The 22,986-nt window shown below is 65.4% G+C and carries 29 protein-coding genes; 3 read left to right on the top strand and 26 right to left on the bottom strand.

Annotated elements, in window-relative coordinates:
* Positions 1-4 precede the first annotated feature (4 nt).
* Genes H6717_22520 through rplV form a run of 9 tightly spaced genes read right to left on the bottom strand, consistent with a single transcriptional unit; the run spans position 5 to position 3,426 of the window.
* Positions 5-190, bottom strand: coding sequence for a type Z 30S ribosomal protein S14 (locus tag H6717_22520; protein MCB9579818.1), 186 nt, complete (start codon positions 188-190; stop codon positions 5-7).
* 20 nt (positions 191-210) lie between these two features.
* Positions 211-765: a 50S ribosomal protein L5 gene (gene rplE, locus H6717_22515; GenBank protein MCB9579817.1), complete on the bottom strand. Its 555-nt coding sequence runs from the start codon at positions 763-765 to the stop codon at positions 211-213.
* A gap of 2 nt (positions 766-767) precedes the next feature.
* On the bottom strand, positions 768-1,088 hold the full coding sequence (gene rplX / locus H6717_22510) for a 50S ribosomal protein L24 (protein ID MCB9579816.1): 321 nt from the start codon (positions 1,086-1,088) through the stop codon (positions 768-770).
* A complete protein-coding gene (gene rplN, locus H6717_22505; GenBank protein MCB9579815.1) occupies positions 1,088-1,456 on the bottom strand; it encodes a 50S ribosomal protein L14 in 369 nt (122 codons plus the stop codon). The genes rplX and rplN overlap by 1 nt, the downstream gene beginning before the upstream one ends.
* Positions 1,457-1,467: 11 nt before the next feature.
* Positions 1,468-1,752 carry a 30S ribosomal protein S17 gene (gene rpsQ, locus H6717_22500; protein MCB9579814.1) on the bottom strand — a complete coding sequence of 95 codons (285 nt, stop codon included), beginning with the start codon at positions 1,750-1,752 and terminating at the stop codon, positions 1,468-1,470.
* On the bottom strand, positions 1,749-1,958 hold the full coding sequence (gene rpmC / locus H6717_22495) for a 50S ribosomal protein L29 (protein MCB9579813.1): 210 nt from the start codon (positions 1,956-1,958) through the stop codon (positions 1,749-1,751). Before rpmC ends, rpsQ begins: the two co-directional genes overlap by 4 nt.
* The gene (gene rplP, locus H6717_22490; GenBank protein MCB9579812.1) at positions 1,958-2,371 is read right to left on the bottom strand and encodes a 50S ribosomal protein L16; all 414 of its coding nucleotides are present in this window, start codon (positions 2,369-2,371) and stop codon (positions 1,958-1,960) included. Before rplP ends, rpmC begins: the two co-directional genes overlap by 1 nt.
* Positions 2,372-2,377: 6 nt before the next feature.
* Positions 2,378-3,070, bottom strand: coding sequence for a 30S ribosomal protein S3 (gene rpsC / locus H6717_22485; protein MCB9579811.1), 693 nt, complete (start codon positions 3,068-3,070; stop codon positions 2,378-2,380).
* 14 nt (positions 3,071-3,084) lie between these two features.
* Positions 3,085-3,426, bottom strand: coding sequence for a 50S ribosomal protein L22 (rplV, locus tag H6717_22480; GenBank protein MCB9579810.1), 342 nt, complete (start codon positions 3,424-3,426; stop codon positions 3,085-3,087).
* Positions 3,427-3,865: 439 nt separating this feature from the next.
* Between rplV and H6717_22475 the strand changes: the two genes are divergently transcribed.
* The 3 genes from H6717_22475 to H6717_22465 all read left to right on the top strand — a co-directional run bounded on the left by H6717_22475 (position 3,866) and on the right by H6717_22465 (position 7,120).
* Positions 3,866-4,669 carry a hypothetical protein gene (locus tag H6717_22475; GenBank protein ID MCB9579809.1) on the top strand — a complete coding sequence of 268 codons (804 nt, stop codon included), beginning with the start codon at positions 3,866-3,868 and terminating at the stop codon, positions 4,667-4,669.
* A gap of 249 nt (positions 4,670-4,918) precedes the next feature.
* On the top strand, positions 4,919-6,151 hold the full coding sequence (locus H6717_22470; protein MCB9579808.1) for a UDP-N-acetylmuramoyl-L-alanyl-D-glutamate--2,6-diaminopimelate ligase: 1,233 nt from the start codon (positions 4,919-4,921) through the stop codon (positions 6,149-6,151).
* Between the two features lie 174 nt (positions 6,152-6,325).
* Positions 6,326-7,120: a hypothetical protein gene (locus H6717_22465; protein MCB9579807.1), complete on the top strand. Its 795-nt coding sequence runs from the start codon at positions 6,326-6,328 to the stop codon at positions 7,118-7,120.
* Here the strand turns inward: H6717_22465 and H6717_22460 are convergent.
* The 17 genes from H6717_22460 to tadA all read right to left on the bottom strand — a co-directional run bounded on the left by H6717_22460 (position 7,114) and on the right by tadA (position 22,963).
* A complete protein-coding gene (locus H6717_22460; GenBank protein ID MCB9579806.1) occupies positions 7,114-8,088 on the bottom strand; it encodes a hypothetical protein in 975 nt (324 codons plus the stop codon). The genes H6717_22465 and H6717_22460 overlap by 7 nt on opposite strands.
* A gap of 100 nt (positions 8,089-8,188) precedes the next feature.
* A complete protein-coding gene (gene rpsS, locus H6717_22455) occupies positions 8,189-8,488 on the bottom strand; it encodes a 30S ribosomal protein S19 (protein MCB9579805.1) in 300 nt (99 codons plus the stop codon).
* Position 8,489: 1 nt separating this feature from the next.
* On the bottom strand, positions 8,490-9,320 hold the full coding sequence (gene rplB / locus H6717_22450; protein MCB9579804.1) for a 50S ribosomal protein L2: 831 nt from the start codon (positions 9,318-9,320) through the stop codon (positions 8,490-8,492).
* 3 nt (positions 9,321-9,323) lie between these two features.
* Entirely contained in the window at positions 9,324-9,617 is a 294-nt protein-coding gene (locus H6717_22445; protein ID MCB9579803.1) for a 50S ribosomal protein L23, read from the bottom strand.
* Positions 9,617-10,249 (bottom strand): 50S ribosomal protein L4, encoded by a 633-nt coding sequence (rplD, locus tag H6717_22440; GenBank protein ID MCB9579802.1) that lies wholly within the window; start codon positions 10,247-10,249, stop codon positions 9,617-9,619. The genes H6717_22445 and rplD overlap by 1 nt, the downstream gene beginning before the upstream one ends.
* A 10-nt stretch (positions 10,250-10,259) precedes the next feature.
* Complete coding sequence (gene rpsJ, locus H6717_22435; GenBank protein MCB9579801.1) at positions 10,260-10,571, bottom strand: 30S ribosomal protein S10; 312 nt, start codon at positions 10,569-10,571, stop codon at positions 10,260-10,262.
* A 98-nt stretch (positions 10,572-10,669) separates the two neighbouring features.
* Complete coding sequence (gene tuf, locus H6717_22430) at positions 10,670-11,860, bottom strand: elongation factor Tu (protein MCB9579800.1); 1,191 nt, start codon at positions 11,858-11,860, stop codon at positions 10,670-10,672.
* Between the two features lie 34 nt (positions 11,861-11,894).
* Positions 11,895-14,015, bottom strand: a complete 2,121-nt coding sequence (gene fusA, locus H6717_22425; GenBank protein ID MCB9579799.1) for an elongation factor G — start codon at positions 14,013-14,015, stop codon at positions 11,895-11,897.
* A gap of 245 nt (positions 14,016-14,260) precedes the next feature.
* Positions 14,261-14,731: a 30S ribosomal protein S7 gene (rpsG, locus tag H6717_22420; GenBank protein MCB9579798.1), complete on the bottom strand. Its 471-nt coding sequence runs from the start codon at positions 14,729-14,731 to the stop codon at positions 14,261-14,263.
* A gap of 11 nt (positions 14,732-14,742) precedes the next feature.
* The gene (locus H6717_22415) at positions 14,743-15,141 is read right to left on the bottom strand and encodes a 30S ribosomal protein S12 (protein MCB9579797.1); all 399 of its coding nucleotides are present in this window, start codon (positions 15,139-15,141) and stop codon (positions 14,743-14,745) included.
* A gap of 110 nt (positions 15,142-15,251) precedes the next feature.
* Positions 15,252-16,751 (bottom strand): hypothetical protein, encoded by a 1,500-nt coding sequence (locus H6717_22410; GenBank protein ID MCB9579796.1) that lies wholly within the window; start codon positions 16,749-16,751, stop codon positions 15,252-15,254.
* Positions 16,752-16,800: 49 nt separating this feature from the next.
* Complete coding sequence (locus H6717_22405) at positions 16,801-17,937, bottom strand: CpaF family protein (protein MCB9579795.1); 1,137 nt, start codon at positions 17,935-17,937, stop codon at positions 16,801-16,803.
* Positions 17,934-18,545, bottom strand: coding sequence for a tetratricopeptide repeat protein (locus tag H6717_22400; GenBank protein MCB9579794.1), 612 nt, complete (start codon positions 18,543-18,545; stop codon positions 17,934-17,936). The genes H6717_22405 and H6717_22400 overlap by 4 nt, the downstream gene beginning before the upstream one ends.
* Positions 18,505-19,398, bottom strand: a complete 894-nt coding sequence (locus H6717_22395; GenBank protein MCB9579793.1) for a hypothetical protein — start codon at positions 19,396-19,398, stop codon at positions 18,505-18,507. Before H6717_22395 ends, H6717_22400 begins: the two co-directional genes overlap by 41 nt.
* Positions 19,399-20,310, bottom strand: coding sequence for a type II secretion system F family protein (locus H6717_22390; protein ID MCB9579792.1), 912 nt, complete (start codon positions 20,308-20,310; stop codon positions 19,399-19,401).
* The gene (locus H6717_22385; GenBank protein ID MCB9579791.1) at positions 20,307-21,164 is read right to left on the bottom strand and encodes a type II secretion system F family protein; all 858 of its coding nucleotides are present in this window, start codon (positions 21,162-21,164) and stop codon (positions 20,307-20,309) included. The genes H6717_22390 and H6717_22385 overlap by 4 nt, the downstream gene beginning before the upstream one ends.
* Positions 21,164-22,963, bottom strand: coding sequence for a Flp pilus assembly complex ATPase component TadA (gene tadA, locus H6717_22380; protein MCB9579790.1), 1,800 nt, complete (start codon positions 22,961-22,963; stop codon positions 21,164-21,166). Before tadA ends, H6717_22385 begins: the two co-directional genes overlap by 1 nt.
* Positions 22,964-22,986 lie beyond the last annotated feature (23 nt).

Raw genomic sequence — 22,986 nt, 5'->3', positions numbered from 1 at the left:
GGTGTCACCAGCTCGCCTTGGTCACGCCGGGCAGCTCGCCCTTCAGCGCCAGGTTGCGCAGGCAGATGCGGCACAGGTTGAAGTCGCGGTAGACAGCCCGAGGCCGCCCGCACACGTGGCAGCGGTTGACGTGCCGAGTCGAGAACTTCGGCTGTCGGTTCAGCTTCACCCACTGGGATGCACGCGCCATTGTCGTAGCTCCTCGGACCTTCAGTTGCGGAACGGCATGCCCAGCTGGGCGAGGAGCTCCTTGGCTTCCTCGTCCGTCTCGGCCGTCGTGTTGATGGTGATGTTGAGTCCCTTGATCTTGTCGACCTTGTCGAAGTCGATCTCCGGGAACACGATCTGCTCGCGCAGACCCAGGGTGTAGTTGCCCGCGCCGTCGAAGGCTCGCGGGCTGGTGCCGCGGAAATCGCGCACGCTCGGCAGACTCAAGGTGATGAGTCGATCGAGGAACTCCCACATCCGCTCGCGCCGCAGGGTCACCATGGCGCCGATGGGCATGCCCTCGCGCAGCTTGAAGCTGGCGATGGACTTCTTGGCGCGGGTGACCACGGGCTTCTGACCCGTGATGGCGGCGAGCTCCACCACGGCCGCGTCGATGAGCTTCGGGTTCCCCACCGCTTCGCCCAGGCCCATGTTGACCACGACCTTCTTGATGCGGGGCACCTGCATCAAGTTCTTGTAGCCAAAGCGCTTCATCAGCGCCGGCACGATTTCCTTCTGATACTTCTCGCGAAAGCGAGGCTCTACCACGTCCGCCATGATCATTCCTGCGGGGTGGGCAGCGCGGCGCCGCTCTTGGCGATGCGCTCCTTCTTCCCGTCCTTCGTCTGGAACTTGATGCGAGTGGGCTTGCCCGTCTCGGGATCCACCGGCATCACGTTGCTGGCCGACAGCGGGGCCTCGACCTCGAGAATGCCACCCGGGCCGGCTTGCGTGGCCTTGAGGTGTCGCTTGACCTGATTCACGCCCTCGACCACCACCCGGTTCTTGTCCAGGAGCACTCGCGTGACCTTGCCACGCTTGCCCTTGTCCACACCGCTGATGACGATGACCTCGTCTCCAACCTTGATGCGCTGAGCCATCACAGCACCTCCGGAGCGAGCGAGATGATCTTCATGAAGCGCTTGCCGCGCAGCTCGCGAGCGACGGGGCCGAAGATGCGTGTGCCAACCGGCTCCATCTGGGGATTGATGAGAACGGCGCTGTTCGAATCGAACTTGATGTAGCTGCCGTCGGCGCGCCGATACTCGCGCTTGGTGCGAACGACGACCGCCTTGGCGCGGTCACCTTTCTTCACCTTGCTGTTGGGCAGCGCCTCTTTGATGCTGACGACGATGATGTCGCCCAGGCCGGCATAGCGCCGCCGTGACCCGCCCAGCACCTTGATGCACTGAACGAGCTTGGCGCCGGAGTTGTCGGCTACGTCGAGGAAGGACTCCGCTTGAATCATGGCGACGACTCCTAGCTGAGCTCCGCCGGACGCTCGATGAGACGAACCACGTTCCAGCGCTTGCGCTTGGAAAGGGGACGGTGCTCCGCGATCTCCACGCGATCACCGATCTTGTACTGGTTCTTCTCGTCGTGCGCTTGGTAGCGGGTGCGGACGCGAACGTACTTCTTGTACATGGCGTCCATCTTGAAACGGACGACCTCGACCACCACGGTCTTGTCCATCTTGTCGCTCTTGACGCGGCCGATGAATCGGCGACGCGATTTGACTGAGCGATCTTCTACTGCGGAGCTCATGACTCACCCTTTGCGCTGTCGCTGCGACGCGTGTGAAGGATCTGCTCGATGCGAGAGATGTCCTTTCGAGTCTTCGAAAGGAGGCTCGTGTCGTCGAGCTGGCTGGTGGAATTCTTCATCCGATACGAAAACAGGTCCTTCTTGAGGGCCTTCTCGAGCTCGACCAGATCCTCGGTCGTGCGCTCCCGGAGCTCTTTGGCGTTCATCACAGATCTCCTCGCGCCAAGAAGCGCGTCTCGATGGGGAGCTTGGCCGAGGCCAGCTTGAAGGCCTGGCGCGCCAGGTCTTCGGGAACGCCCGCGATCTCGAACAGCACGCGGCCAGGCTTGACCACGGCCACCCAGCCCTCCACGGCGCCCTTACCGCTACCCATGCGGACTTCGAGGGGCTTCTTGGTGATGGGCTTGTCCGGGAAGATCCGGATGTAGAGCTTGCCGGCGCGCTTCACGTGCCGCTGAATCGCCATACGCGCGGCCTCTAGCTGACGCGCGGTGATCCAGGCGCCATCCAGGGACTGCAACGCGAAATCGCCGAAGGACACGTCGCTACCGCGCCAGGCAATGCCGCGGTTCTTGCCCTTCTGCTGCTTGCGGAATTTCGTTCGCTTGGGGGAGAGCATGACTCATCACTCCGGAATGCGGCGCGCCTTGCGCTGCAGAACCTCGCCCTTGAAGATCCACACCTTCACACCGATGGTGCCGTAGGTGGTGCGCGCCTCGGCCAAGCCGAAGTCGACGTCGGCGCGCAGGGTGTGCAGGGGCACGCGCCCCTCGCGGTAGGTTTCGACGCGACCCATCTCCGAGCCGCCGAGGCGACCGGCGCAGCGGATGCGCACGCCCTTGGCTCCGAACTTCATCGCGGTGCTGAGGGCCTTCTTCATGGCGCGGCGGAACGCGATGCGGCGCTCCAGCTGGGTGGCGATGTTCTCGGCCACCAGCTGCGCGTTGGTCTCTGCCTTGCGCACCTCTTGGACGTCGATGAACACCTCGTTCTCGGTGAACGACTGCACGCCGGGGAACTTGGTCTCACCCTTGGCGGCGGAATCCAGATTGCCGCTCTTGAGGATCTCGATGCCCTTGCCGCCCTTGCCGATCACCATGCCGGGGCGAGCGGTGAACACGATCACCTTCGCCTTGTTGGCAGCGCGCTCGATCTCCACGCTCGCGACGTTCGCGTTGTAGAGGTAGTCCTTGACCGCACGCTTGATGCGAATGTCCTCGTGCAGCCACTTCTTGTAGTGGGAGTCCTCGTACCACTTGCTGGTCCAGCTCTTGATGACGCCGAGCCGAAAGCCGTACGGGTGAGTCTTCTGTCCCATGTTTCTGAGTCCTCTTAGCGCTCGTCGAGCTCGATGATGATGTGGCTCACGCCTTTGGTGACACGAGTTGCGCGGCCCATGGCGCGCGGGCGCCAGCGACGCATGTGCTGGTCCGGTCCTTTGTCGACCGTGGCCTTGCTGATGTAGAGCGCGTCCGCGTCCACGTCGGGGCGCTTCGTGCGGGCGTTCGCCAAGGCACTCGCGAGGAGCTTCTTGACGACCGGTGCACCGGCCTTCGGGGTGAAGTCGAGGAGCTGCAGTGCTTCTGCGGCATCACGACCACGAACCATGTTGATGACCATCCGCGCCTTGCGCGGGCTGATCCGTTGGAAGTTCGCTTTTGCTCGGCTGATCATCGCCACACATTCCTGACAACACCCGCTGCCCTCAATCGAGGAGGCACCGAGTCGTGGCCCCAGCATCGGTCACCCGATGTCGCGGCGGTTCGAGTTGCAGTCACGGAGACTGCGCGAGCCGCCTGTGATTTCGGGCGGCTTCGGCACCGACCGGTCGAGTGAACGAACGAGAGGCGCCGAAAAAGGGGACCGCTAACTAGCAGAGCGTTTGGACCTTCGCAAGCCCTCCGAAGAGGCGCCAAAACCCCCGATTTCTCTACTGTTCAGCCGTTCACCGGGCGCGGCCCCAAGAACCCGCAGAAAGTCCAGCACGTTTGGAAAAGCCCGGCGTGGCAGAAAATCGGGTAGTCTGGTCGAATTGCTAGCGTATTCCTTCGTCAGACGCCGTAGGCCGATAGTCGGCCTCGGTTTCCTTCATTGAGACTGGGAGGGCTTCTAGATGCAGATCAAAGTCGAACGATTCTTGGCCATCACGGCCCTGCTGGCCTCCACGGCCGCAGTAGCGGCAGGTTGTAGCAGCGAAGACGTGGCCACCGACACGGACGCCGGCGTTTCCGGTTCGGGTGGCGTGGGCGGCACCGGCGGCGGCACCGCGGGGAGCGGCGGCGGTCAGGCCGGCAGCGCGGGTCAGGCCGGCAGCGGCGGCACCGCGGGTGTGGCTGGCGCTGCAGGCGGCGGCGGCACCGCAGGCGCGGACGGCGGCGCTTGCCTGGGCGACGATACCCAGAGTGACGCCGGACTCGAAGGCGGCATCTGTGCCGGCTTGCCGTACTACAGCACCAGCTGTCCCGGCGACCCGGACGCAGGTATCGAGGGTGGGCTGCAGCCCTCGGGCGCGATCTTCTGCGACTACATGGAGCTGCACGGTCGCCCTGGCGTGACCGAGGCACTCTACAATTGCCTTGCTGCCATCAACGTCAGCGATCAGTGCTCGGTCGACCACGACAACGCGGTGAACGATTGCATCAACAATACGTTCAGCCTCGCCTGTGGGGTAGGCCCAGTAACGGTTGGGGACGCTGGTGCAACGAGCTGCAAGGACGTCGCCGATTCTTGTCCTGCCGTCAGTGGTGGCACAGCCGGCATCGACGAATCGCAGTGCCAGCAGGTCATGAACTCGATGAACGAGCAGACCCGCGTAGACATCATTCAGTGCTACAACGACTACGCGCCTGGCACGAACGACTGTGCGGAGGATTTCAAGGCCTGCGCGTACGGCATCGACGCCTACAACACACCCTGACGCTCCCCGCGCCAGAGTTCGAAACGGGCTTCCCCCACGGGAGGCCCGTTTCGTTTTGTTCGTTGCTTCTTGATTCTCGCCGCCTCCGACCTGAACCGTCCCGTGCCGCTCTCAATTCTGCACCGGTCGAAGCCGCCATGATGTTGTTGGTTCGCCGCGGAAACGACGCGCGCCAGCGCGACGGAATCGCGCCGCACCGACACCCAAATTCACAAGGCGGTTGTCAGGCGGGGATGGCAGGATGAGGGCGTGACGGACGCTCCGGAAGTGCCCCGGCCGACGAAGCCCCCGCATGCGTGGGCGGAACCGTTCTTCACCTTCGGGGTGACGGGCACCAACGGCAAGACGAGCACGAGCTCGCTGATCGCGAGCGTGCTCCGGGCGGCGGGCAAGCGCGTGCTGCTCGAGACGACCCTGGGCTATCGCCTGGACGACGAAACGCTGGACGTACCCCGTACCCTGGGCGGCTACGTGCAGGCCTTCGAGAAGGCGGCGCAGGCGGGTTCGAAAGACGCCGTGGTGGAGGTCACGAGCCAGGCGCTGGCGAACGGCTACGCGCGCAAGTGGCGCTTCGACCTGGGCGTGTTCACCAATCTGTCGCGGGATCACCTGGATGCCCACGGCTCCTTCGAGCACTACCTGGCGAGCAAGGCGCAGCTCTTCGTGCACCTCGGCCCGGGGCGCACGGCGGTGCTGAACGCCGCAGACGAAACGTCACTGCTGCTCGATCGCGTCACGCCACCGGATGTGCTCCGGCTGTGGTACGCGGCACCCAATCGCGGACCCGCGTTGCACGCGGTGGATCTGTCGGCGGCAAGCATCGAGCTGTCGGCCGCGGGCACGCGGGCGCGGCTCGAGCCTTCGGAGCTGGCGGAAGCGCTGGGCGGCGAGCTCGAGGTGCCACTGGTGGGCCACGTGTTCGCGGAGAACGCCTTGGGCGCGGCGTGCGCGGCGCTGCGCTACGGCATCGACGGACACACGGTGCGCCGCGGCCTCGCGAGCTGTCCTCAGGTGCCCGGCCGCTTCGAGATCATCGCGCGAGAGCCCATCGTCGCGGTGGACTTCGCCCACACGCCGGATGCCCTGGCCCGCATGTGCGACTCGGCCCGGGCGCTGGCGGGGGATCACCGCGTGATCGTGGTGTTTGGCGCCGGCGGCGGCCGCGACAAGGAAAAGCGCGGCCCCATGGGGCGCGCCGTCGGTCAGCGTGTGGATCGCGCGATCGTGACCAACGACAACCCGCGCCACGAAAAGCCCGCGGACATCGCCAAGGCCGTGAGCGGTGGCTGTCGCAAGGGCGGCCGCGCCTACGTACAGGTGGAGCTGGATCGCCGAACGGCCATCCGGGCGGCCCTCGAAGCGGCGAAGCCCGGCGACGTAGTGGTCATCGCAGGCAAGGGTCACGAGCCCGGCCAGACCATCGGCAACGAGACGCTGCCGTTCTCGGACGCGGAGACCGTCCGCGAGTTGCTCGATAGCTGAAAGGCGCGAAGCGCCGGCCCCCGGCTCGTCGCAGGCCGAAAGCAGGACGCCTCGCACCCGGCCGTCCTACGCCCGCCGACGGGTGCGGCTTCCTCGGCACGGAATTTTCATTGTTTCGTCGCGAGGCTCGGATTTCCGGTCTCCGGAGCTTGGCACACACCGGGAGTGGCTCACATGACGACAGCTCGATCACTGATGGTCTTCGCCGCGCTCTGGCTCGCCGCGTGCAGCGGCTCCACCACCAAGGACCCCGGCGGCTCCGGCGGAGACTGCAGCTACGGCGGCAAGAGCTACTCCGCCGGCGACTCGTTTCCTTCGAGCGACGGCTGCAACACCTGCAGCTGCGCGCAAGACGGCCAGGTCGCGTGCACGCTCCTCGCCTGCGTCGATGGCTGCAGCTACGACGGCAAGAGCCATCAGCCCGGCGAATCTTTCCCGGCCACGGACGGCTGCAACCAGTGCACTTGCAACGCGAACGGCTCCGTCAGCTGCACGGAGAAGGCCTGCGCCACCACGTGTGAGTATCAGGGCAAGACCTACGTGGCGGGCCAATCCTTCCCGGCGGGAGACGGCTGCAACGAGTGCTTCTGCCAGGACAACGGCAAGGTCTCCTGTACCCTCGCCATCTGCGCGCAGACCTGCAGCTACGCGGGCAAGGAGTACAAGGACGGCGAGAGCTTTCCCTCGCTGGACGGCTGCAACACCTGCACCTGCACCAGCGGCGGCGTCGGTTGCACCAAGAAGGCGTGCGCCTGCGACCCGAGCAAGGAATGGTGGCGCAAGTACTACACGCCGGCGGAGTGCAAGGCCGGCGTGCAGTGCCCTGGGTACACCACGCCCTTCACCAACTCCTGCGGCTGCGGCTGCGAGCAGGACGCGAGCTGCCCCGAGTGGTTCGACTGCATGCCGCCGTCTCCCTGCGACCCGGACCAGATGAAGCAGTGCCCTTACTCCGGCGTCGCCTACTGACGCCAGGCCTGAAAGATGTCGTGGGCAATGGGCGCGGCGCTCTTGCCGCCGGGCCCTCCGCCGACCACCGCCACCGCCACCACGATCTCGGGTGACCCCACGGGCGCATAGCCCGCGAACCAGCCCGTGCTCGGCGCCATGTCGACGGGCTTGTCCGGATCGCCCTGCGTGGTGCCGGTCTTGCCTCCGACATCGAGCCCCGCCACCCCCGCCGCGCGCCCGGTGCCGGTGTCGCTCGCGACCACGTCCCGCAAACCCTTCGTGATCTCGCCGTACACGGCCTCGTGATGCGCGCCGAGCTCCGTGGCGAGCTTCTGGTACGCCGTCGCCAGCGTTTCCGCGGTCACACCGTACGGCCCCTCCCCTGTGCCCACATAGGGAGGAAAGTCTTTCACCAGCTTCTCCTTCAGCCGCGCGTCGCTCGGCACCGTGACGCCGAATTCGCCGAGCCCGCTGCGGAGCCGAGCCGTGCCCATTTGGTCGGCCAGATCGAAGAAGTACACGTTGCACGACGTCTCGATGGCCTGCGAAAGGCTCAGATCCCCATGCTTGTCGAAGCAGTGGAAGGCCTTCTTGTAGCTGCCATCGCAGGTCACGTGGTGCTGCGGCCCGAGCACCCCGGCCTTGGCCGCGGCAAACGCCACCAGAGGTTTCATCGTCGACCCGGGCCGGAGCACGGTGCTGCTCGCGTCCACTCCGCCTTGCCCAACCAGGGCCAGCGCCTTGCCCGAACGTGCGTCGAGCACCGCTGCCACCGCCGGCAGGGCTTGCTTCGCGAGGGCGGCGCGCACCGAAGCCGCGAAGTCGACGCCCGCGTCCGCCTTTTCATCGGCTGGATGCTGGTCCGCCGCGGTACCTCGCGGCGCGGACGGCGCGGACGGCCCGGAAACCCGCGGCTCGGCCGGTGCGGGGCGCGAGCTCTGACACCCGGCCACCAGCAAAAGTCCGATTACGGCTGCAGCTCTCATGGTCGCTTGCAACGCCCCTCTCCCCCACTCCGATTCCCAAAATGCGTCGCGGGCCGCGAGGTAACGAAAACCTCCGGCCCGCGAATCGCGACGGTGGAAATCAGGCCTTGCCGGTACGCGGATTGCCCTTGCCGCCCTTCTTCTTGTCACCAGCGTGACCATGGAAGGTGCGGGTGGGGGCGAACTCGCCGAACTTGTGGCCCACCATGTTCTCGGTGACGAACACGGGCACGAATTTGCGGCCGTTGTGCACCGCAAACGTGAGCCCCACGGCTTCCGGGAAGATGGTGGAGCGACGCGACCAGGTCTTGATGACTTTCTTCGAGCCTTCGCTCTGAGCCGCCTGAATCTTCAGCATCAGGTGGCCATCGCAGAAAGGCCCCTTCTTAACGCTCCGCATATCAGCCCTTCGCCTTTCGCTGCTTCACGATCATGGAATCCGTACGCTTGTTGTTGCGGGTCTTTTGACCCTTGGCCAGCTTGCCCCACGGCGAGCACGGGTGCCGACCGCCGCTGGTGCGACCCTCACCACCACCCATCGGGTGATCGACGGGGTTCATGGTCACGCCGCGGTTGTGCGGACGGCGGCCCAGCCAGCGCTTGCGACCCGCCTTGCCCAGCTTGATGTTCTGGTGCTCCAGGTTCGAGACCTGGCCCACGGTGGCCCGGCAGTCCATGTGGATCTTGCGGACCTCGCCGCTCGGCAGCTTGACCTGGGCGTACACGCCATCCTTGGCCATGAGCTGAGCAGCGACACCGGCGGAGCGCACGAGCTGGCCGCCCTTGCCCTTCCGCATCTCGATGTTGTGGATCATCGTGCCCGCAGGGATGTAGTGGAGCGGCAGCGAGTTGCCCGGACGAATGTCCGCGTTCCTGCTGCTGATCACCGTGTCGCCTTGCTTCAGGCCGTCGGGCGCCAAGATGTAGTTCTTGTCGCCGTCTACATAGTGCAGCAAAGCGATGCGCGCCGTGCGGTTCGGGTCGTACTCGATGTGAGCGACCTTGGCTGGCACGCCGATCTTGCTGCGGCGGAAGTCGATGACGCGGTAGCGCCGCTTATGGCCACCGCCACGGAAGCGCGTCGTGATCCGCCCGAAATGGTTACGCCCGCCGCTCTTGGACTGCGCTTCCACCAGCTTGCGGAGCGGCTTGTCCGTGGTGACGTCGGCAAAATCACTGCACGTCTGGAAACGACGCGCCGGCGATGTCGGCTTGAATACCCGGATGCCCATCGATCACTCCTCGGACTCGTCGAAAAACTGAATGTCGTCGCCCTCACGCAGGGTGACGATCGCCTTTTTCCAGTTCGGCCGCTTGGTGAGCCGGCGACCCAGGCGCTTGACCTTGCCGCGATTCACCAGGGTGGAGACGTCCGTCACCTTGACGTCGAACATCTCCTCCACAGCCTGCCGGATCTCGATCTTGTTCGCCTTCGGGTTGACCTCGAAGACGACCTTGTTCTGCTCCTTGAGCCGCGCCGCCTTCTCGGTCAGCGCGATCGGGCGCTTGATGATGTGCTCGGGATTCATCACTTGCTCCCCAGGCAGCGGGCCTCGAGCGCCTTGGCGGCGCCCTTGGACACGACCAGGTGATCGTGCCGCAGGAGGTCGTAGACGTTCACGCCCTCGGGCGGCAAGAACTGGTTGGTCTTCATGTTGCGAATCGAGAGCCGGAGCTGCTCGTTACCCTTGTCGTCCACGACCAGGGTCTTGGCATCCGCCGAGAGCGCCGTCAGCACGCCAGCGAGCTTCTTGGTCTTTGCCTCGCCCAGGTCGATGCTGTCCACGACCGTCATGCGGCCTTCCTTGACCAGCAGCGACAGGGCGCTCTTCAGGGCTCCCAGGCGCACGCGGCGCGGGGGCTTCTGAGACCAATCCTGCGGCTTGGGCGGGTGCGCGCGACCGCCACCCACGAAGATGGGGCCCTTGATGTCGCCGTGACGAGCGCGTCCGGTGCCCTTCTGCTTGTAGAGCTTCTTGCCGGAACCGCGCACCGCGGAGCGCTCCTTGCCGGCGCGAGTGCCTGCCCGCCGCGACGCGAGCTGCGCCACGACGACCTCGTGCAACAGATGATCCTTCACCTCGGCGCCGAACACGTCGTCGGAGAGCTCCAGCTCACCGACCTTTTCGCGCTTGAGGTTGTAGACGTCGAGCTTTGCCATGGGCTCCCTCTCAGCTCTTGATTTCGACGTCGACGCCCGCCGAAAGGTCGAGCTTCATCAAGGCGTCGAGAGTTTGGGGGGTGGGCTCGAGGATGTCGATCAACCGCTTGTGCGTGCGAACCTCGAACTGCTCGCGCGACTTCTTGTCGACGTGCGGACCGCGCAGCACGGTGTAGCGCCGAATCGACGTCGGCAGCGGAATCGGCCCCGCGACACGGGCACCCGTGCGGCGAGCCGTCTCGACGATGTCCGTAGTGGACTTGTCGAGGAGCTGGTGATCGAAGGCCTTGAGCCGAATCCGAATCTTGGTCGCGTCAGCCATCTTCCTACTTTCATCCTTCAGTCAAACCGCCGAAGCCAAACGCTCGGCGGGCGCCGGCGCCGCCGCCGATGGTCGGCAGCGGCCCGGCGACTCCCCTCTCACTCGAGAATCTTGGTGACCACGCCGGCACCGACGGTGCGGCCGCCCTCGCGGATGGCGAAGCGCATCTGCTCCTCCAGAGCCACGGTCGTGATCAGCTCGATCTCCATGGTGATGTTGTCTCCCGGCATGACCATCTTCACGCCTTCGGGAAGCTGCACCGAGCCGGTCACGTCCGTCGTCCGGATGTAGAACTGCGGTCGGTAGTTCGTGAAGAACGGCGTGTGACGCCCTCCCTCTTCCTTCTTGAGCACGTACACCTCGCCCAAGAACTTCTTGTGCGGCTTGATGCTCCCGGGCGCTGCAATCACCTGACCGCGCTCGATCTGGTCCTTGTCCACGCCGCGCAGCAGGCAACCGACGTTGTCCCCAGCCTGGCCCTCGTCCAGCTGCTTGCGGAACATCTCCACGCCCGTCACCACCGTCTTCTTGTCACGCTCGAAGCCGATGATCTCCACCTCGTCGTTCACGTGCACGACGCCGCGCTCGATGCGCCCCGTCGCCACCGTGCCACGACCCTTGATCGAGAACACGTCTTCCACCGCCATCAGGAACGGCTTGTCCACCTCGCGCGTCGGCTCCGGAATCTCCGTGTCCAGCGCGTTCAAGAGGTCCGTGATCGTGTTCTCCCACTTCTCCTCGCCGTTCAGCGCGGGAAGCGCGGCTCCACGCACGATCTTCGCGTTGTCCCCGTCGAACTTGTACTTCGACAGCAGCTCCCGGACCTCCATCTCCACCAGGTCCAGCATCTCTTCGTCTTCCACCGCGTCGCACTTGTTCAGGAACACGATGATGTGGTTCAGACCCACCTGACGCGCCAGCAGCACGTGCTCCCGCGTCTGCGGCATCACGCTGTCCAGCGCGCTCACCACCAGGATCGCGCCGTCCATCTGCGCAGCTCCGGTGATCATGTTCTTGATGTAGTCAGCGTGGCCGGGGCAATCCACGTGCGCGTAGTGACGCCCGTCCGTCTCGTACTCCACGTGCGATACCGCGATCGTCACCGTCTTCGTTTCGTCACGAACGATGCCGCCCTTCGCGATGTCCGCGTACTTGATCTCCTTGGCCATCCCCTTCTTGGCCTGGACCTTCACCAGCGCGGCCGTCAGCGTGGTCTTGCCATGGTCGATGTGACCGATCGTCCCCACGTTCACGTGGGGCTTCGTACGAACGAATTTCTCCTTGGCCATTTCTGCTTTCCTCTTTCGCTGTTCCTACGCTTGTTCAGCTACCGCGTACCTTGGCGACGATTTCTTCTTGGACCGACGTGGGCACCGGCTCGTAGTGCGCGAACTGCATGGTGTAGGTCGCGCGCCCCTGAGTCTTGCTGCGGAGGTCCGTGGAGTATCCGAACATGGTGGCCAGCGGCACCTCTGCCGTGACCACCTGAGTCTTCGCGCCGCGCTCGTTCATGCCCTGAATGCGGCCGCGACGAGAGTTGAGGTCGCCGATGACGTCGCCCATGTTGCCTTCCGGCGTCACCACCTCGACGGCCATCATGGGCTCGAGCAGGTGCAGGCCAGCGCGCTTGGCGCCGTCCTGGAACGCCAGCGAGCCGGCGATCTCGAAGGCCGGACCGGAGGAGTCGACCTCGTGGTAGGTGCCGTCGTACAGCTCCACGTGGATGTCGATCACCGGGTAGCCGGCGAGCACACCGCGCCCCATCGCCTCGCGGATGCCCTTCTCCACGGAAGGAATGAACTCCTTCGGGATGACACCGCCGACGATCTTGTTCTCGAACACGAAGCCCTTGCCGCGCTCGGCGGGCTTGAGCCGGATCTTCACGTGGCCGTATTGGCCGTGGCCACCGCTCTGACGAACGAACTTGGCCTCGGCGTCGACCTCTTTGTTGATCGCTTCGCGGTAGGCCACCTCGGGCTTGCCCACGTTGCAGTCGACCTTGAACTCGCGCTTGAGGCGGTCGACGATGATCTCCAAGTGGAGCTCACCCATGCCGGCGATGATGGTCTGACCGGTCTCTTCGTTGGTGAAGGTGCGGAAGGACGGATCCTCGTACGCGAGCTTGGCGAGGCTCACGCCGAGCTTGTCCAGGTCCGCCTGGGTCTTGGGCTCGATGGCCACGGAGATCACCGGCTCCGGGAACGTCATCTGCTCCAGCACGACCGGCGCCTTCTCGTCGCACAGGGTGTCGCCGGTGCGGGTGTCTCGTAGGCCGACCGCCGCGTAGATGTTGCCGGCGTGGCAGTCCTTCAGCTCCTCACGCTTGTTGGCGTGCATGCGGAGGATGCGGCCGATGCGCTCACGCTTGCCGCGGGAGGCGTTCAACACGCTGGTGCCACTGTTGAGGATGCCGGAGTACACCCGGAAGAACGTCAGGTTGCCGACGTAGGGATCGTTCGCGATCTTGAACGCCAGCGCGGAGAACGGGGCGTCGTCCTTGGCCTCGCGCTTCTCCTTCTTGTCCGGGTCGTCGGGCGAGACGCCTTCCACCGCCGGCACGTCGATCGGCGACGGCAGGTAGTTGACGATGGCATCGAGCAACAGCTGGACGCCCTTGTTCTTGAAGGCGGAGCCGCACAGCACCGGAACGAACTTGAACTCGCAGGTGCCCTTGCGGAGCGCTGCGTGGATCTGGTCGACGGTCACCTCGCTGGCGCGGCCGTCGAGGAACTTCTCCATGATCTCGTCGTCCACGTCCGCGCACGCCTCGATCAGCGCCTCGCGCAGCTCGTTGCAGTGCTCGACCAGGTCTTCCGGGATCGCCTTCCACTCGAAGTTCGCACCCAGGGTGTCGTCGTCGAAGATGGCCGCCTGCATGCGAATGAGGTCGACCATGCCGCGGTGCTGGTCCTCTTGGCCCACCGGCCACTGAATCGGCACCGGCACGCAGCCAAGGCGATCGCGCATGCTGTCCAGGTTCATCTGGAAGTCCGCGCCCAGCTTGTCCAGCTTGTTCACGAAGGCGATGCGGGGAACGCGGTAGCGATCCGCCTGGCGCCACACCGTCTCGCTCTGCGGCTCCACGCCGTTGCCACCGTCGAACACCGCCACGGCGCCGTCGAGCACGCGCAGGCTGCGCTCCACCTCGATGGTGAAGTCCACGTGGCCGGGAGTGTCGATGATGTTGATGCGGTGACGCTTGCCCTCGTTGGGGCCATGCGCCGGCTGCCAGAAGCAGTTGGTGGCAGCGCTGGTAATCGTGATCCCGCGCTCCTGCTCCTGCACCATCCAGTCCATGGTGGCGGCGCCGTCGTGCACCTCACCGATCTTGTGCGTGATTCCCGTGTAGAACAGCACGCGCTCGGTAACGGTCGTCTTGCCGGCGTCGATGTGCGCCATGATGCCGATGTTGCGGGTGCGTTCGATTGCGATTTCGCGGGCCATGGTGGTCTTTCTTCCGTGTCGATGAGGGAGTGGGTCGCGTTACAGACGAAACCCCTTCCGGCCACCGGCTCCCTCACCGTTCGAGGGGCACTTAATTTCCGGAAGGGGTGTCGGGGTGCTGCGATTGCCGCCGGTTGGGCGGGACGCCGTTGCTGAGCGTCTTCGAGCAACCCGATCCTTATGTCGTCTCGTTCATGCTTCCGTTCGTCTTCTCCAGATGGTCGAAAACTGCTGCCGCCGGGCTCTCACCAGCGATAGTGAGCGAAGGCCTTGTTCGCCTCCGCCATCTTGTGAGTGTCGTCCTTCTTCTTGACGGCGTTGCCACGAAGCTGTGCCGCGTCGACGAACTCCGCAGCCAGGCGCTCACGCATCGTCTTCTCGCCACGGGCGCGGGAGTAGGACACGAGCCAGCGCATGGCGAGCGCCACGCGACGCTCCGGCCGCACCTCGACGGGGACCTGATAGGTGGCACCACCCACGCGGCGGCTCTTCACCTCGAGCTTGGGCTTCACGTTGTCGAGCGCCTTGCGGAACACCTCGAGGGGGTCCTCCTTGAAGCGCGCCTGGATGATGTCGAACGCACCGTACAGGATGCCCTCGGCGATCGACTTCTTGCCGTCGACCATCAGGGAGTTCGTGAACTTCGCCACGAGCTTGTCCTTGTACTTCGGGTCCGGAGTGATCTTGCGCTTGGGGACTTCGCGCCTGCGGGGCATCTCGATACCTCTTACTGCTTCGGGCGCTTGACGCCGTACTTGGAACGCTTGCGGTTGCGGTTGGCCTTGTTGGTGCTGCTGGGACCAGCGGCGCCAGACGCGTCCAGCGTCCCGCGCACGACGTGGTAACGCACACCCGGGAGGTCCTTCACACGACCACCGCGAATGAGCACCACGCTGTGCTCCTGAAGGTTGTGACCTTCACCCGGGATGTAGCTCGTGACCTCCATCCCGTTGGTGAGGCGGACACGACACACCTTGCGAAGCGCCGAGTTCGGCTTCTTCGGGGTGATGGTGTAGACGCGCACGCACACGCCACGCTTTTGCGGGCAGGAGCGAAGCGCAGGCGAAGCGGTCTTCACCTTGATGGCCTTACGGCCGCGGCGGATGAGCTGCTGTATCGTCGGCATTACACTATGGAGGCTGGGCCCCGACTCTGGGGGACCGGGAGGGTAGCCGTGGCGCGTTTCGTGTCAAGCCTCCATTTCGGCCGGGACACGTGTTCAGTCCCGCCGAAGGCTCAGCGCGCGCCCTTCTTCTTCTGCAGGATCTCGACGGCCGCGGCGTACGCGGGCTCGTCCGGGTGTGCCTTGGCCAGCGCAGAGTAGAGCTCGATGGCCTTGTCCAGATCTCCGCGAGCCACGGCATCCACCGCTTTGCGCTCGTCCGTGACCTCGCCCTTGGCCAGCTTTTCTTCCGGAGGTTTCTCGACCTCGGGAGGATTTTCTGGGGGTTGGGGCGGCGCGGAAGACGGCGTGGACGGCGGCGCGACGGTGGGGACCGCGCTCGCCGTCGGCGGCGCGGAAGCACTCGGCGCCGCCGACGCCGACGCGAGCAAGCCGCTGGCCGACGCCTGCGCCGCGGCGTACTCCGCCGCCAGCCGATTGCGGCGCGCCGTCAAGAGCACGTGCGCAATGAGCGCCACGATCATCAGCGGCATCAAGAAGAACAGCACGCGGCGGACGGGAGATGCGTCGCGCCACGCGGTCTCGATCTTCACCTTGATGTCGTCGACCGGCGAGCCCTTGGGTCCCGGCGGCGCCCCCTGCGGGGCCGCCCCGGGAGGTACCGCGCCCGGACCAACACCCCCTGGAGTCTGCTGCCACTGGGGTTGTCCTTGGCCGCCCGGCATCAACCCCGCTGCGTACGCGCTGGCCGGACCCATGGCGGGGACCGTCGGTTCCGGCGGCTGCACGTAGACGCCCACCGCACCCTGTGGCGCGGGGGAGCCGGCGGCCGGCGGCATCATGCCCGGCGGAGCGCCGGCGGCGGGCGGCATTTCCGGCGCGGCGTGATGCGGTGCGGATTGCTGCGCGCGGGCGTTGGCCAAAAACTCTTCGAGGGGTTGCACCACCGTGGCGGACTCACCCGAAGCGGGAGAAACGGAGGGCGGTGCTGGGCGCTCCGGCTTCGCCTTCTTCTCTTCAGGTGGCGGCACGACACGCGTTCGCTCGCTGTCGGCCATGGGCTCCGGCTGCAGGCCGGGTTGCACCTGCGTGGCCGCGTCGTGCTCGACGCTAAAGCCCTCCGGCACTGGTTGATAGGCGGTGGGTACGTCTTCGTCGTCGTAGGGGATGGTGCCCGCCACGGGAGACATGGCGGGAGCGCGATGTCCGCCGTCGCCACCCGAATGCGAGCGAGGTGGCGCATGTGGCGGCACGTGTTGCACGGCGGGCGCCGGCTTTTGGGCGGGCTGCTGGGGACGCGCGCGAGGCCTCTGGCTCGCTGCAGGGCGCGCCGGCGCAGAACGACCGGGCGGCTGGGCGGCGGAGCTGGCGGCCACGGCCAAGGTGACGCCTCCCACGCGGATCTCCGCCGGGATGCTCACGACCTTCCAGTCCGTCGAGACGGCTTCCCCCCCGAGCTGCACGATGGCACCGGGAGCGCAGGCGACGAACAGCGTGGTGCCGTCGAAGTACAAATAGCCGTGCGTCGGCGCCACGCCAGGGCCGGAGACCTTCCACGAGCCGGCAGAGCCGACGCTGAAGGCGTCCGCGGGGGTTCCGGCCTTCAGCTGCACCTCCGGCCTGTCCGTCGCACCCCCGCGAACGCTTATGTAAACATCCCCGCTACTCACGATGGCCGGTGTCGACTCCGCGCTGACGTGCCGCGTCGTATACCACGGAAGGCAAATCGACACCGTGTTCGTGGAGCTGTTCCAAGCACTCCGGGATCACGCCGGTGGGGCCGAAATCGCTCTGGATCTCTCCGTTGGGGCCCAACCCCTGGTAAGTCCGCCGGAAAATGTCCTGAACCTGGTACTTCCCACTCTCCATGTCGAAGCCCAAGACCTCGGTGATGTGCGTCACCTTGCGGGAGCCATCTTGGAGCCGTGACACCTGAACGATGAGATTGATACCGGACGCCAACTGGATGCGCATGGCGGTGAGGGGCATGTCGATATCGCTCATCATGCACATGGTCTCGAGCCGAGTGAGCGTGTCCCGCGGGTAGGTGGCGTGGCAGGTGCCCATGCAGCCGCCGTGACCGCTGGTCATGGCCTGCACGATGTCCAATGCCTCGCCGCCGCGGATCTCGCCGATGACCACTCGATCCGGGCGCATGCGCAGCGTCGCGCGAAACAGATCACGAATGGTGACGGCGCCGCGGCCCTTGGGATCGGGCGCACGAGCCTCTAGCTGAACGACGTGCTGTCGCTGCAGCTGCACCTCTTTGGAGTCCTCGATCACCACCACGCGCTCACCATCAGGAATGTAGGCGGAGAGCGCGTTGAGCATGCTGGTCTTGCCGCTGCCCGTACCGCCCGCGATGATGATGTTGAGCTTGGCCGCAACGAACGCGTTCAACGCCTGCGCGGCCTCCGGCGTGAGCGCTCCGAAGCCGATCAAGCGCTCTACCGTCAGCGTGTCCTTGAAGAAGCGACGGATGGCAATGTACGGACCACCTGGCGCGACCGGCGGAATGATGGCCTGCAGGCGCGAGCCATCGGGCAAGCGTCCTTCCAGAATCGGCCGCGTCTCGTCCACGAACTTGCCGGCGAACTGCGCTGCGTTGCGCAGAGCGGCGACCAGCTCGTCCGGGCTGTCGAAGCGCACGTTGGTGAGCTCGAGCTTGCCGCCTTTCTCGATGAAGACCTGGTCGGGACCATTGATCATGATCTCGCTCACCTTCGGGTCCTCCATGAAAGGACGAACGGGAGCGAAGAACTCCAGCAGCGACTCTTCGAATACTTCCTTGGGGATCACGGCAATGACTTCAAGAGCGAGCCCCGCGCTTCTTCGGCGTGGGGTCCCTCGGGTTTGAGCTTGAGATACTGGCGAAAGTGCTGATCCGCTCCCACGTAGTCCCCGTGGTCCCGGAGCAGGACCGCAAGCACGTAGTGGGCGTCGGCGTTGTTCATGTCTTGAGCGAGGATATGATCGAGGTGCTCTCGCGCGTGCTCGGGCTCCTCGATGGCAAGGTACAGGGTGGCGACCAAGAACCTCAGGCGAGAGTCCCGGGGAAACTTCTTCAGGTACTGCTCGCCCACGGCGATGGCATTGCGGAACCGGCTGGTTGCGATGTAGGTCCGCATCAACAAAGGTAGCACTTCCGCCGGTTTTGCACCCGCATCCAGGGCCGCGCTGAAGTACTGACCGGCTCGCGTCTGGTCCCCCATCTGGGCGAACAGCTTGCCGCGCGCGACGAGCTTTTCTGGCGTTTGCTCCTTCTCGGCGGTCTGCTGGGCGGCCTTCACCCGATCGACCCGACTCGAGCCGCAGCCGATGGCCGACGTGAGCAGCAGAGCGACGATGGCTCCGCTGCCGCGGAGGTCACGACTTCGTTTGCTTCTGCTTCCGGATCTGGTCGCCATACTTCAACCGAATCCGACGCTCGATGTTCGAGAGCCAGGACACGTAGTCGTGCTGTTTGCCGTCGAGGAAGTCGAGCAGCACTCGGACTTCGTGCTGGGCCACCGCCCAGTTCTGACGGCTGAGCGCGTACCCCAGGCGAACGCGGTGCGTCCGGAAGTCCTGGGAAATGTCCTTGCGCAGCTTCTGTGCGATCCCCGACGCTTCGCGCGCCGAGGTGTGATCTCCGGCCTTCTCGAAGCACGCGGCTGCTACTTCGTAGAGCGGGACGGCCGCGACGCCGTCCTGAACGTGGAATGGGCGCCGCTCCTGCTTGCTGGCGGCGATCTGATAGCGGTCCTCGGCGTACGCGGCGGCGGCCGCCCGTTCGTGCTGCGGGCACTCGCTGATGGGTGCGTCCCACAGCTCGGGGATTTCCTGAGGTGGCGCGTCCGGACCTTGATTCCGGTTCTGGTTCTGCATGATCCACCAGACACCGACCAGGATGATGAAAAGCCCGCCCAACAGCGTGGTGCGGCTGGTGCCCTCTTCCTTCTGCGCGGGGCCCGCGCCGGCGCCGACCTCGAGGGGGGTGACGACGATCTGGTAGTAGCCAACCCCCAGCACGGAGCCCGGCACCAGCTGCGTGCGCATGAACGGAGCGCCGTTCACCGTGGGTTGCGGGTTGAAGCTGCGGGCCTCTGCGGCCACGCCGCCGGGCGTGGCCTGCACCAAGATGTGCTCGATCTCGGCTTGGTCCACCGGTAGACGGATTTCGCAGTGGGCGCCACTTCCGATCATGGCGCGATCCCCCTCCAGCCGCAGCTCTTCGACGCGGCCGTCAGGGTGTCGGATGTCGAACTTGAGCGCGAGCATTCATCCCTCGTCGGCGTACTTGCCGAGCTTCAGCATCATCGGTCCCATGATCAGCGCGAGGATGCAAATCAGCACCAGCGCCAAGGGGCCCACCATCTGAACGCCGGCTTTTGCTGCCGCTTTTTCCGCGTTCACGCTGCGGCGCATGCGGCTCATGCCCGCCTGGATCTGGAGCACGTCCGCGAGCGGGTTGCCCTTCTCCTCCGCTTGCACGACCGAGTTCACGAACTCCGCGACGGCATCACTGGGATTGCGCTCCGCGAACGAGATCATCGCCATCTTGCGCGTGCGTCCGATCGACAGCTCCTGAAGGATGCGGGCGAACTCTTCCGTGAGCGGATCGTCGGGATCGCTGCTCTTCTCGACGACCTGTCGCAGCGCACCGGGAAAGTCCTTGCCCGCGCTCATTGCCAGCGCGATCAAGTCCACGGCGTAGGGCAGACCGCGGTTGATGCCCTTCATGCGATCCGCCGCGATGCCGGACATCTGCATCCAGGGCAACGCGCCGCCGATGGGACCCACGACGAACACCATCACGACGCCCATGTCCGTCATCATTCCAGCGACGCCACCGAATGTGAGTCCGCCGAAGAACGACAAGATGCTCAGACCTACGAACTCCTCCGGCGTGATCCCGAGCCAATCCCCCGCCAGCGCGAGCTTCTTGTCGAGAGCTCGGTGCTGGTCGTCGCTCATGATGCCGCTGACCCGTACCCCGAGCCAGCGGACCAGAGGCTCGATCCCCGCCCATAGCTCGTTCTCTTCGAGGGCGCGCTGCCGCTTGAGGCCCCGCATACCGAGCCGGCTCGCCACGCGGGACGGCGCGCTGGCAAGGGCGTACACGGCGATGAGCAGCGCTGCCGCCATCGTTCCGATGAACAGGAATCGATAGAAGACGTAGCCCGCGTTCATATGTCCACCGAGAGGATGGCGCGGGCCCACAGCACGGACCCCAACCAGAATATGCCGGCGACGCCCGCGATCACCCAACCCATGATCGGCTCCTTCAAGGGATCGAAGAAACCCGGCTGCAGCCCGTTCAGCGCCATGGCGAAGAAGAACGGGAACAGACCGAGCAGCCACATCTGGGACTTGCCTTCTGCCGTCTTGGACTGGACCACGCCTTCGAGACGGATCATCTCGCGCAAGCTGTTTGCCGTGGTTTCCAGGATCTTGGGCAGGTCGCCGCCGAGCTGACGACCAATGAGGATGGCGGAGAGGCCGGAATCGACCTGACGACTGGCGATGCGTCCTCCCATGTTCAACAGCGCTTGGTCCAGAGTGCTGCCGACACGCATCTCCTTGACGGCGAGCTCTACCTCTTCGCGAATGGGCGACGGCAAGAGCGGCTGGACGGACACGAAGGAGTTGCTGACGCTCGGCGTCGCCTTCAGCGCGTTGGCAAGGGCCGTGAGGAAGCCATCGAACTGCCCCTCGATCGCCAGCACCCGCTTCTGGCGCATGCGCTCGATGTAGAACGGCGGTACGCCGATGATCAGCGCCACGATCAGGAACCACGCGGGGATGTTGACCGCCAAATGCACGGCGACGACGATGAAAGCGGCGCCCACCTGCCCAAGAGCAACATAGCGGCCGGGCGTGAAGATGAACATCAGGCGGAGCTTGCGCTCGAGGTAGGAGCAGTACCGCGCCCAGTGCCGCAAGAGGAAGCTCTGGCGATCCGAGATCAGCGCCCACGCCACCACGAAGATGGCGAGGAACAGCACCAAGATGCCGCCCCACTTGATCAGCAGCGTGTAGCCCATCAGAGATACGGCCCCGTCTTGGGCACCAGGCCCTTCACGATGAAGTCGTTCAAGAAGCTCGGCAGATACCCGGTCGCCTTGAAGTCGCCCAGCACCTCGCCGTTCGGCCCCGTGCCCCGGCGAACGAACTCGAAGATGGGCATGATCTCGAAGTTCATCTCGTCGTCCAGCCCGATGATCTCGGAAATCGCGCTCACTCGGCGCGAGCCATCGGAAAAGCGGCTTTGCTGCACCACCACGTGAATGCTGCCGGCGATTTGTTCGCGAACGGCACGAGCCGGCAAGTCCACGCCGGCCATCAAGCACAGGGTCTCGATGCGCTTGAGAGCTTCCATCGGCGAGTTTGCGTGGGTCGTGGTGAGTGACCCATCGTGGCCCGTGTTCATGGCTTGAAGCATGTCCAGCGCTTCGCCACCGCGGCACTCACCGACCACCACTCGGTCCGGCCGCATGCGCATGGCGTTCTTGAGCAAGTCGCGAATGGTGTACTCGCCCTTGCCCTCCATGTTTGCAGGGCGCGTCTCCATGCTCACCACGTGGGGCTGAACCAGCTGTAGCTCCGCCGCGTCTTCGATGGTGACGATGCGCTCGTCCGGGGGGATTGCCCCCGACAAGATGTTCAGCAGCGTCGTCTTTCCGCTGCCGGTGCCGCCGGAGATGATGATGTTCTTCTTGGCGGTCACGCAGCGAGTCAAGAACCGCCCCATCGACGGGGAGATGGCCTTGAACTCGTACAGCTTGTCGAGCGTGAGCGGGACTTTCGCGAACTTTCGAATCGTGATGCACGAGCCGCGTAGCGCGATCGGACGGATCACCGCGTTCACGCGGGAGCCGTCTTTCAGGCGGGCGTCCACCAGTGGCGACGACTCGTCGATGCGGCGGCCGAGGGGCGTGACGATGCGCTCGATGACGGCACGCACGCGCTCGTCATCCGTGAACTTCGCATCCGACAGCTGCAGCTTGCCGTTTCGCTCGATGTAGATCGTGTCGGCGTCCACGACCATGATTTCGCTGACGGACGGGTCCGCCAACAGGTGCTCCAAAGGACCAAGTCCCAGGGCCTCGTCCGCGAGCTCACCAACCAACCGGTCCCGATCCAGCTCCGCGGGCAGGCGGGTACCCATCAGGTCGATGATGCGCCGCAGAGCCGCAATCACCTTGGGGCGCATGGACGGGTCGTCGAGCTTGTCGGCGCTCATCGTCGCCAGATCCAAGTTCTCGAGGAGCTGCCGGTGGATCTCCCGGCGCATGTCGTTCTCCGCCCGCGCCTTGCGCCGCTGCGCCGGCTGGGCGTGGGCGGGCGCAGAGGGTTCCCGCGGCGGTGGCGGACGGAACTGCGGTTGGGGCTGCGCAAGCTGCGGCGCGTGGGGTTGCGGGTGCGGAGGTTGCGCGTGGGCCCCTGCCGCTGGGGGCTGCATCGGGGGGCGCTGCGCCGGCACCGGAGGGTGCATCGCGGAGGAGCCGTTGGGCGGCGGAGGCGCGGAGGGGTGCGCGGGCGCTCCGCCTGCGACCTGGAAGCGGAGGGTGTGATCGCCCACGACGATGGGCGTGCCGAACGGCACCCACACGGCGTTCTTCCGGAGCAGCTGGCCGCCGGCGAGCGTGCCGTTCGTCGACTGGTCTTCGACGTGAACGCCGGTGTTGTTGAATTCGACGACGGCGTGGCGGCGCGAGATCAGATCGCTCTTGATACGCAACCCACAGCCGGCGTCCCGCCCGATGCTGATCGGACCGTTCGCGCGCATCTGCACGGTGCGCTGACCACCACTCTGAGACTCGATGACGACGAGGACGTTCACGGCTGCTGACTCATCGGCCGAGC

Source organism: Polyangiaceae bacterium, assembly GCA_020633235.1.
In the GTDB taxonomy this organism is placed as follows: domain Bacteria; phylum Myxococcota_A; class Polyangia; order Polyangiales; family Polyangiaceae; genus JACKEA01.
Note: the sequence above shows the minus strand (reverse complement) of the source record. Positions and strands in the feature narration are given on the sequence as shown.

What these genes read in the sequence shown, in the direction of transcription:
- H6717_22520 (MCB9579818.1), bottom strand. Translation starts at nt 190, where the DNA reads ATGGCGCGTGCATCCCAGTGGGTGAAGCTGAACCGACAGCCGAAGTTC.
- rplE (MCB9579817.1), bottom strand. Translation starts at nt 765, where the DNA reads ATGGCGGACGTGGTAGAGCCTCGCTTTCGCGAGAAGTATCAGAAGGAA.
- rplX (MCB9579816.1), bottom strand. Translation starts at nt 1,088, where the DNA reads ATGGCTCAGCGCATCAAGGTTGGAGACGAGGTCATCGTCATCAGCGGT.
- rplN (MCB9579815.1), bottom strand. Translation starts at nt 1,456, where the DNA reads ATGATTCAAGCGGAGTCCTTCCTCGACGTAGCCGACAACTCCGGCGCC.
- rpsQ (MCB9579814.1), bottom strand. Translation starts at nt 1,752, where the DNA reads ATGAGCTCCGCAGTAGAAGATCGCTCAGTCAAATCGCGTCGCCGATTC.
- rpmC (MCB9579813.1), bottom strand. Translation starts at nt 1,958, where the DNA reads ATGAACGCCAAAGAGCTCCGGGAGCGCACGACCGAGGATCTGGTCGAG.
- rplP (MCB9579812.1), bottom strand. Translation starts at nt 2,371, where the DNA reads ATGCTCTCCCCCAAGCGAACGAAATTCCGCAAGCAGCAGAAGGGCAAG.
- rpsC (MCB9579811.1), bottom strand. Translation starts at nt 3,070, where the DNA reads ATGGGACAGAAGACTCACCCGTACGGCTTTCGGCTCGGCGTCATCAAG.
- rplV (MCB9579810.1), bottom strand. Translation starts at nt 3,426, where the DNA reads ATGATCAGCCGAGCAAAAGCGAACTTCCAACGGATCAGCCCGCGCAAG.
- H6717_22475 (MCB9579809.1), top strand. Translation starts at nt 3,866, where the DNA reads ATGCAGATCAAAGTCGAACGATTCTTGGCCATCACGGCCCTGCTGGCC.
- H6717_22465 (MCB9579807.1), top strand. Translation starts at nt 6,326, where the DNA reads ATGACGACAGCTCGATCACTGATGGTCTTCGCCGCGCTCTGGCTCGCC.
- H6717_22460 (MCB9579806.1), bottom strand. Translation starts at nt 8,088, where the DNA reads ATGAGAGCTGCAGCCGTAATCGGACTTTTGCTGGTGGCCGGGTGTCAG.
- rpsS (MCB9579805.1), bottom strand. Translation starts at nt 8,488, where the DNA reads ATGCGGAGCGTTAAGAAGGGGCCTTTCTGCGATGGCCACCTGATGCTG.
- rplB (MCB9579804.1), bottom strand. Translation starts at nt 9,320, where the DNA reads ATGGGCATCCGGGTATTCAAGCCGACATCGCCGGCGCGTCGTTTCCAG.
- H6717_22445 (MCB9579803.1), bottom strand. Translation starts at nt 9,617, where the DNA reads ATGAATCCCGAGCACATCATCAAGCGCCCGATCGCGCTGACCGAGAAG.
- rplD (MCB9579802.1), bottom strand. Translation starts at nt 10,249, where the DNA reads ATGGCAAAGCTCGACGTCTACAACCTCAAGCGCGAAAAGGTCGGTGAG.
- rpsJ (MCB9579801.1), bottom strand. Translation starts at nt 10,571, where the DNA reads ATGGCTGACGCGACCAAGATTCGGATTCGGCTCAAGGCCTTCGATCAC.
- tuf (MCB9579800.1), bottom strand. Translation starts at nt 11,860, where the DNA reads ATGGCCAAGGAGAAATTCGTTCGTACGAAGCCCCACGTGAACGTGGGG.
- fusA (MCB9579799.1), bottom strand. Translation starts at nt 14,015, where the DNA reads ATGGCCCGCGAAATCGCAATCGAACGCACCCGCAACATCGGCATCATG.
- rpsG (MCB9579798.1), bottom strand. Translation starts at nt 14,731, where the DNA reads ATGCCCCGCAGGCGCGAAGTCCCCAAGCGCAAGATCACTCCGGACCCG.
- H6717_22415 (MCB9579797.1), bottom strand. Translation starts at nt 15,141, where the DNA reads ATGCCGACGATACAGCAGCTCATCCGCCGCGGCCGTAAGGCCATCAAG.
- H6717_22400 (MCB9579794.1), bottom strand. Translation starts at nt 18,545, where the DNA reads ATGGCGACCAGATCCGGAAGCAGAAGCAAACGAAGTCGTGACCTCCGC.
- H6717_22395 (MCB9579793.1), bottom strand. Translation starts at nt 19,398, where the DNA reads ATGCTCGCGCTCAAGTTCGACATCCGACACCCTGACGGCCGCGTCGAA.
- H6717_22390 (MCB9579792.1), bottom strand. Translation starts at nt 20,310, where the DNA reads ATGAACGCGGGCTACGTCTTCTATCGATTCCTGTTCATCGGAACGATG.
- H6717_22385 (MCB9579791.1), bottom strand. Translation starts at nt 21,164, where the DNA reads ATGGGCTACACGCTGCTGATCAAGTGGGGCGGCATCTTGGTGCTGTTC.